The sequence below is a fragment of the Thermoflavimicrobium dichotomicum genome, from assembly GCF_900114055.1.
GTDB classification, from domain to species: domain Bacteria; phylum Bacillota; class Bacilli; order Thermoactinomycetales; family Thermoactinomycetaceae; genus Thermoflavimicrobium; species Thermoflavimicrobium dichotomicum.
The window spans coordinates 39,816-53,488 of record NZ_FORR01000017.1 but is presented as its reverse complement, the minus strand read 5'-3'; the positions used below and the strand labels follow the sequence as shown (position 1 = coordinate 53,488).

The following is a 13,673-nucleotide window of genomic DNA, read 5'->3' as shown; positions in this document are numbered from 1 at the left end:
CATGAAAAAGTCTGTAACCTTAAGGTTCACAGACTTTTTCATGTATTTCTTATTGACTGATCCCAATCAAACATTGACCAATCAGTCATTTTTATTCCAAATTACTCCATCACTTTTTCCGATCAAGACCTCTTTCCCATGCTGATTACGGCAGACGGATTTCATTTTTACTCTTAAATACTTTTCGGTTGGTACCACTTCTGTTACTTCTACCTCACAACGAATGGTATCACCAGTGAATACGGGACGAATAAATTCCATTTCAAACTTCCTCGCCACATAATTGAGGTCTCCACCAATTTTTGTTGTGATGGAAGCTGTCAGCAAGCCATGAACGACCAGTCGGCCTTGCTCATCCTTCTCCAAATGATGACGCCCTCGATCTCCTGAGAACTCAGCAAACGCCAACACATCCTCTTCAGTAAACGTTCTTTCCCATGTAAATACATCCCCTACTTGAATCGCCATTGATTCATCACCCCTTTTCGATGATTCGACATACTTGTATTTTATCATAAAATGAAATATTAAACTTATTATTTGAATTCAACAAATAGAGAATTTACCATGGATAAACCCATCTGGATCTCATTACGATTGTTTTTTTCGTAAACCAAATGGAACAAGAATCAAACCGATGACTCCAGTGAAGAATGGATAAAGGATTGGAAAGAAGATGTTAGGCCATACATCTAAAACATTTGTATACTGTCCAAAAGCAATTCTTGTTACTCCCTGGGCCAAATATGTTTGAAGCCCCGTCCTCTTCCCGTTATATCCAAACTCTTCTTTCATATAAGTTCCATCCTGATTCACTCGATATAATCGGAACTTTTGCATATCTTCTACTTCATCTTCATGGTAATCGTAATATCCATATTTATTCTGCTTTTTCACTTCGTAGTCCGTGATATTTTCTATAATTACCAATTGACTTTTCTTTGTTTCCTGATCTGTTAACACAAATACAGAAACATCCCAAACTGATAAAGGGTCAAATCTGTTATATTCACTTTCTATTAATCGCTGATTCAGCTTATCCAAAAGCTTCCCATTGAGATAGACTTCCACATCACCAATAGCTTGATATTTCTTATCTTCGTTAACAATCACATTTCTTGCATTCACTTTTAATTCCACTTTATTTTTTCCATATGTAAAAGGAGGGGATGGGAATCTATCTTCAGGAGGATATTGACTAAGTAACGAACGATAAGAAGGTTCTACTTGATATCGACTCCTAACACTAGATTTATAGATTTCTTCCATGGTGATTAATGTGATCATAGGAAGGGATATCAGAAAAAGAACGATTCCACAAATCCCTATCCAATTTAATCGTTTCCATATTTTCATGGTAAACACTCCTGTCTATTCAGCAATGGGGAAATCGTCACTACTACCAATCTAAACCACATACTCCCACCATAATCAGATTAACTGGTACCATATACATCTGCCTTTGAAAACCGAGAAATACAGATATTTTATTTTACCATGTGCAAAAGAAAAAACGCGATAATTTAAATAACCATCAAAATTTATACACAATAACCTATCCAGATTACCGGGTGGGTGATTCCTTAATAATAGCTTCTTTTATAATCATTTCACTTAACTCTAATAAACATAATTGAATCCCTTTTAGTTTTTAAATATGTATTTCAGGATGTTCCCTTCTGGTTAACGCTTTGGAGCAGCTTTTATACATTGTTTTAAATATATATCATATGATCTCCCGACTTGATCTACTGCATGAGCATCGGAGCCGAAAATAAGCGGAATTTCCCACTCACAAGCTTTTTGTACAATCCATGAAGATGGATACGGTTCTAAACAATACTTTTTATATAAACCTGCTGTATTAAAATCCAAGGAACACCCCTGTTGTTTGATGATAGATAAAATACTCAAGATCTGTTTCCTGGTTTCTTCTGGAATATACAACCCATTTGCAAAATAGTGTTGAAACTTTTGACATAATGTAAGATGACCTACTCTTGTAGGATGGAAGGTACAAATAGCTTCTTGTAGAGTTTGATAATACACTTTTTGTACTGAATGGAAGTCTCCATAGTATTCAATAAGTCCTTCTTTATAGTCCTCTGGAGTCAGGTCTACGCATCTCCAGCCATTTACTCCTTTGAGAAAATGAACAGACAATATTGTCTCATCTAGATAGCCATCATACTCTTTTAACAAATATCTTGTCCAGTCCAAGTGTTCAGGCAAATAATCCAGTTCTAATCCTACACGTATCTGAATACGATCCTTATATTTTTGTTTAAGTTTGTGCATTTCTTTTATATATGAGTCAAGATCTGCTTCCTTCATTGCCAATGATGAAATCAATTCTTCTGAATATGGAAGTTGGTTACGAAAAGAAGCAGGTAAAGGTGGATGTTCAGTTAAAACATATACATCAAAATCCAGTTCGATTGCCTTTTCGATATATTTTGCTGTTTCTTCTCCGGAACCATGAGGACAGTAGTGAGTATGAGTATGACCGTCTATTTTCATCTTCTTGCCTCCCATTTTTTCCATTCATCAAAATTAATTCCCAATTTTTCTTTAACTAAAATCACTCCTAATTCGCGTAGTGGATTGATAAAAAACACCCTCAGACGGAAAGTGATCCGCCCAAGGGTGAATGATATTGTGGAATTTATTTTTGTAGTACGAGTAATGCTTTTCTTTGAACCTCTTCTTGTACTCGAGCTAGGATTTCTAGCGCCATTGTCACCTTGTTCATAGTTACAAGGGGCAAGCTCAGCCATTTTTTCAATCGAATACTGAGAACCATAGACCCAATTCACCAGTTCTTCTCCTGATGTTGCTCCAATATGAGGGAAAATCCATTGTCAGCTCATCCACTTTCTATAGAAAAAATGCCATATGTTCCTCATCAAAATACTGATTATTGATTTTTAGCGATTTTCTCTCAAGTCCAAAAGGTTGAAACCCGAATGAAATGTATAACTTTCTTGCAGCCACATTTGCAGTATTCACTGATAATTGAATTTGTTCCAAATCCTTGATCAATCTCGCTTTATGAATAATATCATTTAAAAGAGCTTTTCCAATTCCTTTGCCTCTTTCTTCCGGAATAACATACATACCCCATACTTTCCCTTTATGCTTCAATTTGATAGAGGTTTCACGAAAAAATCCCAGCATCCCGATCAAGCGTTCACTGTCATCAAAAGCTCCTAAAATAAAACGATTTTCAGTTTTTACTAAACGCTTTTTCACTTCTTCTAATGGCATTTTTACTGAATCCTCAAACGACGCTGAAAACGCATCTGGATGATCTTTTAAGGCTCGCAAACGGAGTTGCCAATATTTTTCCGCATCCTCCAAAGAGAGAATTCTAATTTTCATATCGATTAGCTCCATTCGTTATTTTGCTTCTTACTGTTCCCCATCTTTCTTCAGTTAAAGTCGTAATTTGATGCAGGCTGGAGTACTTATCACTTCTCCACTCAATTGGGAATTCATTTACTTTTATAGATAATATTTCTTTTGTTAATTCTTCTACTTTAGGATTAATATATATGATCATCAATCAATTGATAAAGAAAACAGATATGTAATTATCAAATTTTAATAAGAAATCATAATTATATCCATCTTGAATACAAATAAACCATATAGTATCTATAGCCTTCATTGAAAGGGGAAATTTGAAATGAAAAAGTTTTTTTCTCTTGGCCTTAGCTTCTTTTTATCACTTCTTCTCATTTTTTCCGTGAGTGTGTCCGCAGCAACTTTGCATGACAAAGATTTGATCCAATTTACTTCTGTCAAGCAACAACACATCATATCCAAATTTATCACTGTTCCCAAAGATGGCTACCTAGAAGTCACGGTTGAAAATAAAGGGGGAGAATACCAAATTAACTGGGGAATCATCACCCAAAACAAGAAAAAACCCGTCGCTGATTATGGAATCGATTCCGTTAAACAAAAACGCATTCATGTTCCACCTGGAAAATATGCCCTTTTACTGGTTTGTAAGTACATTACGATTACCGGCTGTCAAGCAAAAGGGTCGATCAGCAGTTGGAAAAAATAACTCCGATGATAAATACAAACAATCCTCACCTGTTTCATAAAAAAAACCTAATCCCACTCCAATGAGGATTAGGTTGCAGATTTTTTTAACATCCGTTTTTCTTTTTCTCTTTTAAATAGGACAATCCTTTGGTAATAATCCCGGAGATCGGATCCCGTTTTCCCAAATCAATCTCGGCCAGAGGCACATAATCTTGCAATTGTTGAATCAATGACTGTCGTACAAAATCAATATGCTTGAGAATTCCACCTTGCAATATGATCTGAAAAGGTTTTTCTACTAACTGCAACTGATGAATCACCGCTCGTGCTGCGATAAACAATTCTTCGCTTGCTTTTTGCAAAATCTCTTGGGCGACTTCATCTCCGGCCTGATAGGCCTGATAAACAAAAGGGGCAAGCTCAGCCATTTTTTCAATCGAATACTGAGGACCATAAACCCAATTCACCAGTTCTTCTCCTGATGTAGCTCCAATATGGGGGAAAATCCAATCACCCAGACGTGTCTTTTTGCCTCTGCCATCTTCAGCCCGCAAAATGGCTGTAACTGCTTGCTTGCCAATCCAGTATCCACTTCCCTCATCACCAATCCGATGACCCCAGCCACTCGTTCGTGCATAAATTCCTTCTTCATTCACTCCATATACAATCGAACCTGTTCCAGCGATAATCAGGATTCCAGGTTTCCCCTCGGTTTCTCCCAATAAAGTGGCGAATCCATCATTTTCGACCCATAAGTGTCGGGGATGAATTTGCACTTCCTGTAAAACTTCGCGAATCATCTCTAAAATCACTTGCCGATCCTGTTTTGTATCCAAGCCTGCCATGCCAAATACAGCACATTCCACTTCGATCGATGAGAATGACTCCGGTTTTTGTTTCCTTTCAAAGTCGGCGATCGCTTCTTTCAGGCAGGAAATCAAAGACTTTGCAGCTGTATGTTTTCCAACACCTTGATAATTGCAACTGCCTGCTTGTCCTTGACCTAATATTTGCTCTTCCATATTCATAAAAATGGCCAAACTTTTGGTTCCCCCTCCATCTACCGCCAGAAGAGGGATGCGCAAGGCATTCATTCCTCTACACTCCATCCTTTCAAAACTTGATCGAGATGGATCCGCGCTTGCTCCCATCTTTTTTCCTTTTCTTCCAGCCATTCAGCCAGCAAGGTACATTGTTTCTGACGATCTGCAATCAATCTTCTCATTTCACTTGGGCTGGGGCCACCCGGCAATGAGCGAATCTCAATAAAATGTGCTGGATCTAGTGCTCTTTCCAGTGTCATTTCATCCATATAAAGGGAGCGCCCAATGACTTCTTGTGCTACTTCGTTTAACATGGACAAATTGATTTCATTTGCTTGAAGTCCTTCAGCAATAGCTTTTTTTACAACTTTACTTACAATATGGTGCGCTTTGCGAAAAGATAAGGAGTCCGTCCTGACCAGTGTATCTGCTAACTCTGTAACCGTTGCAAAACTGGATTCTGCCCGTTTGGCCAGGATTTCTTCATTGACTTCCAAGGTTCCCATCACACAGGTGAGAAGGCGATAGATTTTTTCCAGTAACTCTGCACTTTTCCAGGCATAAGGTTGCATATCGTCTTCCGTATCAACAATATCGCCAAAAGGGGTATTATGCAACATCGATAAAACCGACTGTGTATTGCCGACACAACTTGATAACAGCGAGCGCATATGCTCAAAGGAAACAGGATTCCGTTTTTGTGGCATGATGGAGCTGGTCTGTACATACGGCTCTGATACCTTGAATACGGAAAACTCCTGCGTACACCAGAGCAAAAAATCTTGTACGACACGCCCCAGGTTAATCGCCGCAAGCTGGATCGCTGTAGCTGCTTCTCCCAAATAATCCGCTCCGGCAATGGCATCATATGAGTTTTCGACCAGCTCTTCAAATCCGAGTAACTGCATCACTCTTTCCCGACTGATGGGAAAGCCAGACGTAGTAATGGCCGCAGCCCCCATACTGCTGCGATTACAGTTTTGATAGGCAGCTTGAAGCCTGCGAATATCACGGGTCAGCGAATCAACTACAGCCATGATATAATGCGCCAATGTTGTTGGTTGTGCTTGCTGTGTATGCGTATGAGCAATCATCAACGTATTTACATGCTCTTCGGCAAATGCAAGCAGTTGCTTTTTCAGTACAAGAGCGGATGATAAGACTTTTAGCAACTTATCCCGCATCACCATCCGAAACATGGTTACACACATGTCATTTCGACTTCTGGCTAAATGGAGATTCCCGGCAATATCCCCTGCCTGTTCAAGTAACAGATTTTCAACATGAAAAAAAAGATCTTCATATTCTCCCGTATAGCTCGAGTTCTGTAAATGTTCCATATTCAACTTTTGAATCGCACGAGCAATCGTTATCGCTTCTTCTTTGGAAATCAGATTTTGTTCATACAACATAATCAAATGCGCTTTATTGATGGCCATCATCGGTTCCAGCAAATGTTCCTTTGCTTCATCATAAGCAGGTGCGAGCACAACTTCTGTATAAGTCTTTCCTGGGAAACAAGCTCCTTCTTCTGCCAAAATCACTTCTCGATCTTTCATCCTATTCCACTTCCTCTTTTCCCTTATTCCCATTCATCTCAAATTTGTTAATACAATATATGGAAGGAAATCGCACCTTGACTGACCCAGTTTTTTCGTGCGATTTCCTTGCCAACAAGGAAACCATTTTTCCACTTACATTGCCTGATACATGACAGGCAATTTCCAGAAAAATGGTTATACAAACACTAAACAGTTATCAGCTTGTTGACAAAGTTTTCATTATATGCCGGTTTTCCTTTTCCGTTTCACTCCCGTTGCTTCAATACGAGCAATAAGTCGTTCAACTGGAAAAGGAAAACCGAGTTTGTCAACAACTTCAAACCGTTATATTGTTATTTCCTGATACTTTCTGTGAAATAAAGAGCACGATCAAAATCAGCAGAATCTGCAAAACACCATAGGCACAAGCGGTTCCAAACTCAAAAGCGTACATCCGCTGGAAAATCTCCACCGAAATCGGTACCGTTTCTGATGTATAAATCAAAATCGAAGCGACAAACTCTCCAATTCCCTGGACAAAAGCCAGCAATGCGCCTACCAGGATTCCGCTAAACGCCATTGGAAACACAACACGTCGGAAACTGTACCACCATGAAGCCCCCAGACTTCTGGCTGCTTCCTCAGCGGAACGGTCCATCTGCAGCAAAACAGCCGATGTCGAGCGAAATACGAGTGGCAAGTGTCGCACAAAGTAAGCAAGCGGGATAATCCAGAAAGTTCCAACGAGTACCTGATTCAGGCTAAATACGGATGGTTCACTGAAAGCTGCGATCAAGTTAATCCCTACAACGGTTCCTGGCAGTGCCCAAGGGATCATGATGAGTACATCCAGGAGTGTTTTTCCCTTGAATTTCAAGCGAACAGCTGCATAAGCCGCCGCTACGCCAAAGAGAATATTGCCAATGGTTGCGATCATGCTCATTTCAAAGCTGTTGGCAATGGGGCGCCATGTCCTGCTATCCGTAAACAGTTCAATATAATGGTTTAACGTATATTCTGTTGGCAGTACTTCTACAGTCCAGGAACCGTCAACAGAGAAAGACAAGAGAACCAATACAAGAATGGGTAACAGCAGGATCATCACGCCGATCAAGGAAAGGATCATCGCAACATATTTTCCTACTTTACTTTTTACTTCAGTCCGATGTACACTGATTCCTTTGCTCATGTTTTGGTAATTACGAATGTTTTGGTACCAACGCATGATTAGCAAAAACAGGATTGATACGATGGAGAGAATCGTTGACTGTGTAGCAGCCATATCCAGATCGCCATTCGTTCTTGACAAGTAAATTTGCATCGTCATCGTTCTTTCCACACCAAAAATCAGTGGAGCGGTGTATGATGCCATGGAAATCATGAATACCAGTAGCGAAGAAGCAACCATGGCCGGTGTCAACATGGGTAAAATAACCCGTCGCCAGATATAAAATCGGCTGGCTCCCAGACTTGCCGCTGCTTCCTCCAAAGATGGATCCAAACCTTTAATGGCAGCAGAAGCAGTCATATAAAAATAGGTATACATGGTAAAGGTGTGAACGACCAGTACCCCGGTGATTCCCGATAGAGCGAATGGCACTTCATTCAAGCCCAACCATGCCTGAAATGCTCTCGGTATAATACCGCTTTTTCCATAAAGAAACTCAAACGATAAAACACCAATCAGTGGTGGTAAGGACATCGGCACCATCACCAGAACCGATAAAATTTTTCGTCCTGGAAACTCGTATCTTTCCAATAAAAATGCCATGCCCACGCCCACAATTCCACATGTGATCACACTCAATATCGAAATATAAATACTCGTCCACAAGGCTTCCAGATTCGATGTATTTTTCAAGCTAAAAAACTCCAGATAATTCTGTAACGAAAAAGTTCCGTCGATTTGGGCGCTTTCAATAAACGTTTGAAACAAGGGATAAATGACATAAGCCAATAATACCAGAAACAATGGAGAAACCAGAACGTACACAAAGTATGGTGAGGAAGTTATCGAAGTTTTCCTCTTCATTGCCGAAGGGGTCCATGAGTGATTGGAAGTTGAATACATGAAAACCTTCCCCCTTAGCCTAAGAAATAGACACTCTCTTTCGGAATCGATATGGTTAACTCTTCTCCACGTTGATAAACACGAAAACCTCGATTCACAAACATGGACTTGAGCTGATGTTCCCCAACCCTGGTTAGATAGTTGACACTGACCCCTGTAAATTCGGAGAGTGTCACTTGTCCCCGTACGACATTTTCCTCACCCTGTTCACTGGACGAAGCTTCCCTGATCGATTCGGGCCGAATGGAAACCGTTGTTTTTTCTCCCTTTTTCAGCTGGACTCCTGGTGCTGCATTCTCCTTCCATCCAGAAAGTACAAGCTCCGGAGAGATGCGTACTTTAACCAGTCGATCATCCATCTCTTCAACCGTTCCTTCCAATAAGTTACTCTCACCGATAAATGAAGCGACAAACTGATTATTAGGCCGGTTATAAATTTCTTCAGGCGTTCCAACCTGTTGTACAACGCCATTTTTCATTACCATAATCCGGTCAGACATCGCCATCGCTTCTGCCTGATCGTGGGTCACATAAATGGTGGTAATCCCCAATTCCAGTTGGAGTCGCTTGATCTCCACTCTCGTTTCTTCTCTTAATTTCGCGTCAAGATTGGATAGTGGCTCATCCAACAGCAAAATCTGTGGTTCAATGACCAATGCCCTGGCCAAAGCCACTCGTTGCTGTTGTCCACCAGACAGCTGGTCAATTCTGCGATTTCCATATCCATCCAAATGAACCATCTTCAATGCTCGTTCTACTTTTTCCCTAATCTCCTGTTTCGATTTTTTACGAACTTGCAAACCAAAGGCCACATTTTCAAAAACGGTGAGATGCGGAAACAAGGCATAATTTTGGAAAACCATTCCAATATTGCGCTTGTTAGGCGGAAGATACGTCACATCTTGATCCCCAAAAAAAATCCGTCCCGATGTGGGATAATAAAACCCTGCAATCATGCGTAATGTTGTCGTTTTTCCACAGCCGCTCGGGCCGAGGAAAGTGAAGAATTCACCCGAGCGGATTTCTACATCAATGTTTTCCACGCCTATTACTTTATCGAAATACTTGCTGACATGATCCAGTTTTACGTTTGTCAAGATGCCTGCCCCCTCATACAGATTCGGCATTGTTACAGCTCTTTATTTTTTCCCTTTATTTTTGATATTGGCATCCCAATACTGCATCCATTCTTTTTCTTTCTTCGCCATCACAGCCCAGTCGATATTGAGCGGTTTCAGCTCTGTTCCAGCTAACCAGTCAGGTTTTTTCAAGTCTGTACGAGTTGGAATTTGATAGAACTTTTTCGATAATTCACTGGCTGTCTGTTCTTCAAAGAGGAACTCATAGAATTTTTTAGCGGCATCGGCATTTTTGGCACCTTTGACAATTCCCACACCATCGACCAGGATGGGTGCCCCGCTCTTTGGATAAATAAAGTCAACCGGCATTTTTTTCAATTCCTTTTGAATCATGATATCTTGCAAGTTCCAAACAGAAACTGTTCCTTCTTGCCGGGTCAATTTCAAATACAAACTCGTTGGATTTGGTGTATATTCTTTGGTATTCGCATCCAGTTTTTTCAGCCACTCATACCCTTTTTGCGGCTGATCGGCTCCCAGCCGGTAAATCATTGAAGAATAAATCATACGCATCGTTCCTGACTGCATAACGCCACGAATCACAATTTTGTCCTTGAACTTCGGATCAAGCAGCTGATCCCAATCTTGTGGAGCTTCTTCTTTTTTCAACGCCTTGGAATTGTACATGATCACTTCAGGAAGCAACATTTCCCCTACCCAACGATGTTGCGCATCCTTGTAGTTAGCCGGAATTTTATCAGCAAAACCAGGTTTATAGCTTTCCAGCAGCCCTTCTTCAGCCGCTGTCATCAAAGTCGTTTGCGGAGCACCCCACCAGAAATCAGCCTGTGGATTTGCTTTCTCTCCACGAACACGCTCCAGGATTTCCTGTGCCCCCATGGTCAATGCTTCTACTTCAATGTCGGGATACTTCTGCTTGAATTTCGAAATCACGGTATTGACCACATTTTTATCCCGACCCGTATAAATGACTAACTTTTTCTTTTCATCGGACTTGCTGGTGCTTCCACCACATGCAGCAAGCGGTATCATCAATGCTGCCACCAAACCCAAACTCAGCCACTTCACCCATTTCTTCATAACCTCTTTTCCTCCTCGTCTCTCATTTTTGTCCTGTTAACATTGGAAACGTTTCCAATACGCTAAACACTGCTCCAATCATTCCTGCTTGCTCTCCCAAAGCAGCCAGCTTCAGATCTGGAACCATCGGAACCCACTCTGCCAAAAAGTGTTGGATACGCTGAACGCCTTTTTCGCCAATATTCACCATCTCCCCGCTTAAAATGAGCAGGTCTGGATCCAGCAAACTGATCATGTTCACCATGCCATAAGCCCAATGTTGATACACTTCATCCAACAAATGTCGAGCCTGGACATTTCCCTGTTCGGCATGATGGACAAGCTGCCTGATGACACTCGTTTCCTCACATACATGAGGCAATATTTTTCTGGCTTTCGCATAAATGGCTGGAGTGGAATAGTTTCTTTCAAATATTCCGTATTCTCCTTTAGAGATGGGTTGAATCGCGCCTACTATCATATACCCAATTTCACCAGCTGCTTCTCTGCTTCCCCGATAAAATTGATGATGAAGAATGATTCCTGCTCCGATTCCAGTTCCCACATACATATAAATCTGATTGGCTACCCCTATACCAATGCCTTTGTAATATTCTCCCAGGGTCATCATGTTGACATCATTGTCAATCACCACAGGCAATCCCAACCGGGCTTCAAAATCGGTCTGTACAGGCAAGTCCATCCAACCTGTGCTTGGCGAGTAGCTAATCGTTCCATCTCTTTTCCTGGTGATACCGGGTAATCCAATACCAATCCCCAACATCTTTTCTTTCGTCATCTGGCTCTGCTCCAATAGGCGAGACAATCCTTCCTCCAACTCCTGGATCAGTGTTTCTCCGGAAATCGGTGAAACCAATTTTTTCTTTTCATGACACAATAGCTCGCCTTTTAAATCCGCTAACGCCATATGCAGGACATTTCCATCAAAAAGAGCTCCCATCACAAGATAAGCAGTAGCGTTATATTCCAATAAAATCGGTTTGCGTCCAACCGTCGAATCACCGATCCCTATTTCATGAATGAGTCCTTCCTGAATCATCTCGTCAACCAAAGCAGAAACACAAGGACGGCTTAACTGTGTTTTTTTGGCCAAATCCGCCCGTGAGATGGGGGCATATTTGCGAAGTGCGTGTAAAATCTCCTGTCTATTTAGCATCTTTACCAGCTGGGTGTTACGAATCCTGCGCTTGCCTAACCCATGTTCCTATCACCTCCTTCAGTTAGTTAATATAACTAACAAATGGATTTTAAAAAAAAGTCAGCTAAACAATAGAAACGCTAACTATAAAAATTAAAACTCATAGTTTGTTGACACCGTTTCTGTTATATGCATGTTTATCAACAGACCCTCATGTTGCCGGGCAACACGGAGGAAGGAACCCAGCCCGAAGCGCGAGAGAAAGGTATCCATTTTTTCAGGATAACTTAATTCATCTCCTTTTCCCTTTCTTCTTTTAATAGGGATTATTTTGATTTAGAAATATAATAAAGCAATCAACAAAAGTATGTCAATTTATTTGGTTACCTATTATGAAAGAATTTCTCTTGGATCGTATGATATACTTTGAGGCTGTTTTTAACTCTGGAAATATGAAATAGAGAAGAAATACAATAAGAATGAAAGGAGAGGAAATAATTGGACACACCCATTGTTTCGCGGCGTCTACCCGAAAATATCAACCGAATCGTCAGCAAATTTCCAGAAGAAGTCCAAGAATTTTTCCTGGAAATGATTAGCGCGGATCGATCTTTACAAACGATCGCCAATTATGCTTATGACTTTGCTCTGTTTTTTGACTTCCTTCAGTCCCGGAACAAAACCATTGAGCAAGTGGATCCGATCCTGATCAAACGCTTTTTCCGATATATCGAAAATGGGTATGAACGCAGTGTCTATGTCAAACTGACCAAAGTCGATCCTCAAACCGGAGAAAAAAGAGAAGAATGGATTGAGCGCAAACATTTTCGTGAAAACTCCCGTAGCGGAAAACAAAGAAAACGCGCTTCACTCCGCTCTCTCTTTCGTTATTTGGTGAAAACCCATGTCCTGGACCGTGATCCAATGGAAGAATATGAAGATGCCACGTTACGTTCTCGTTCTCGACAAAAAGTTCCCGTTTTTCTAACTCGAGAAGAGGCGTTGCGGCTGATTCAGGCAATCAGTACATACCACGAAAAGAAAAAGCGAAAAAACTGGCTGGAAGCACGTGATTTGGCCATCATCCTCATGTTGTTGAATACGGGGATGCGGGTATCTGAGTTAATTAACCTCAATATAAACAGCATTCAAACTGATGGCGATCTCATTCGTGTCATGATCATTGGAAAGGGTGGAAAAGAGAGAATACTGAAACTCAATAACAAAACGGTAGAGGCTTTACAAGAATATCTGAAACAACGCCCTACGCCCCATGATACAAAACACCAAGACGCTCTATTCCTGAACAAGAATCTTGGGCGCATCAGTCGCAAGGCTGTTTCTGAAGTAGTTAAAAAATATGTGCGTGAAGCCAATTTACCGCCAAAAGCAGCGGCCATCTCTCCACATAAATTGCGTCATACACTCGCTACTTTGCTTCTCGCCAACGGAGAAAATTTGCGGGTCGTACAGGAAATTTTAGGTCACTCCAGTATTCAGACAACACAAATTTACACCCACGTGATCAACACCGAAAAAGACCAGGCATTGGATCGCCTGGAAAAGCTCATTTAAGCGGGATGAATACTTTGTCAACAAACTGGTTGTGTAATTCATTATTTTTTCAATAAATCGAACTAACGT

Annotated in this window: 13 protein-coding genes; 2 read left to right on the top strand and 11 right to left on the bottom strand. The window is 40.9% G+C overall.

Annotation, left to right across the window (positions count from 1 at the left end):
* Window positions 1-81: 81 nt before the first annotated feature.
* From BMZ78_RS14415 to BMZ78_RS14395, 5 genes are all read right to left on the bottom strand, one after another.
* Window positions 82-468 (bottom strand): MaoC family dehydratase, encoded by a 387-nt coding sequence (locus BMZ78_RS14415; protein WP_093231136.1) that lies wholly within the window; start codon window positions 466-468, stop codon window positions 82-84.
* 123 nt (window positions 469-591) lie between these two features.
* Window positions 592-1,356: a hypothetical protein gene (locus tag BMZ78_RS14410; protein ID WP_093231135.1), complete on the bottom strand. Its 765-nt coding sequence runs from the start codon at window positions 1,354-1,356 to the stop codon at window positions 592-594.
* 327 nt (window positions 1,357-1,683) lie between these two features.
* The gene (hisJ, locus tag BMZ78_RS14405) at window positions 1,684-2,520 is read right to left on the bottom strand and encodes a histidinol-phosphatase HisJ (RefSeq protein ID WP_175482500.1); all 837 of its coding nucleotides are present in this window, start codon (window positions 2,518-2,520) and stop codon (window positions 1,684-1,686) included.
* Complete coding sequence (locus tag BMZ78_RS14400) at window positions 2,517-2,816, bottom strand: hypothetical protein (RefSeq protein WP_093231133.1); 300 nt, start codon at window positions 2,814-2,816, stop codon at window positions 2,517-2,519. The genes hisJ and BMZ78_RS14400 overlap by 4 nt, the downstream gene beginning before the upstream one ends.
* Before the next feature lie 61 nt (window positions 2,817-2,877).
* Window positions 2,878-3,381, bottom strand: a complete 504-nt coding sequence (locus tag BMZ78_RS14395; protein ID WP_175482499.1) for a GNAT family N-acetyltransferase — start codon at window positions 3,379-3,381, stop codon at window positions 2,878-2,880.
* Window positions 3,382-3,688: 307 nt separating this feature from the next.
* On the opposite strand from BMZ78_RS14395, the gene BMZ78_RS14390 reads away from it, so the two are divergent.
* Window positions 3,689-4,075, top strand: coding sequence for a hypothetical protein (locus BMZ78_RS14390; RefSeq protein WP_093231131.1), 387 nt, complete (start codon window positions 3,689-3,691; stop codon window positions 4,073-4,075).
* An 85-nt stretch (window positions 4,076-4,160) separates the two neighbouring features.
* Here BMZ78_RS14390 and BMZ78_RS14385 read toward each other — a convergent pair whose 3' ends face one another.
* The 6 genes from BMZ78_RS14385 to BMZ78_RS14360 form a co-directional block, all read right to left on the bottom strand.
* A complete protein-coding gene (locus BMZ78_RS14385) occupies window positions 4,161-5,150 on the bottom strand; it encodes an N-acetylglucosamine kinase (RefSeq protein WP_093231130.1) in 990 nt (329 codons plus the stop codon).
* Entirely contained in the window at window positions 5,147-6,658 is a 1,512-nt protein-coding gene (argH, locus tag BMZ78_RS14380) for an argininosuccinate lyase (protein ID WP_093231129.1), read from the bottom strand. Before argH ends, BMZ78_RS14385 begins: the two co-directional genes overlap by 4 nt.
* 319 nt (window positions 6,659-6,977) lie before the next feature.
* Window positions 6,978-8,711 carry an ABC transporter permease gene (locus tag BMZ78_RS14375; protein WP_093231128.1) on the bottom strand — a complete coding sequence of 578 codons (1,734 nt, stop codon included), beginning with the start codon at window positions 8,709-8,711 and terminating at the stop codon, window positions 6,978-6,980.
* A 14-nt stretch (window positions 8,712-8,725) separates the two neighbouring features.
* Window positions 8,726-9,808, bottom strand: a complete 1,083-nt coding sequence (locus tag BMZ78_RS14370) for an ABC transporter ATP-binding protein (RefSeq protein ID WP_093231156.1) — start codon at window positions 9,806-9,808, stop codon at window positions 8,726-8,728.
* Between the two features lie 42 nt (window positions 9,809-9,850).
* The gene (locus BMZ78_RS14365) at window positions 9,851-10,891 is read right to left on the bottom strand and encodes an extracellular solute-binding protein (protein WP_093231127.1); all 1,041 of its coding nucleotides are present in this window, start codon (window positions 10,889-10,891) and stop codon (window positions 9,851-9,853) included.
* Window positions 10,892-10,913: 22 nt separating this feature from the next.
* A complete protein-coding gene (locus tag BMZ78_RS14360) occupies window positions 10,914-12,047 on the bottom strand; it encodes an ROK family transcriptional regulator (RefSeq protein ID WP_093231126.1) in 1,134 nt (377 codons plus the stop codon).
* Between the two features lie 480 nt (window positions 12,048-12,527).
* On the opposite strand from BMZ78_RS14360, the gene BMZ78_RS14355 reads away from it, so the two are divergent.
* Complete coding sequence (locus tag BMZ78_RS14355; protein ID WP_093231125.1) at window positions 12,528-13,604, top strand: tyrosine-type recombinase/integrase; 1,077 nt, start codon at window positions 12,528-12,530, stop codon at window positions 13,602-13,604.
* Window positions 13,605-13,673: the final 69 nt, after the last annotated feature.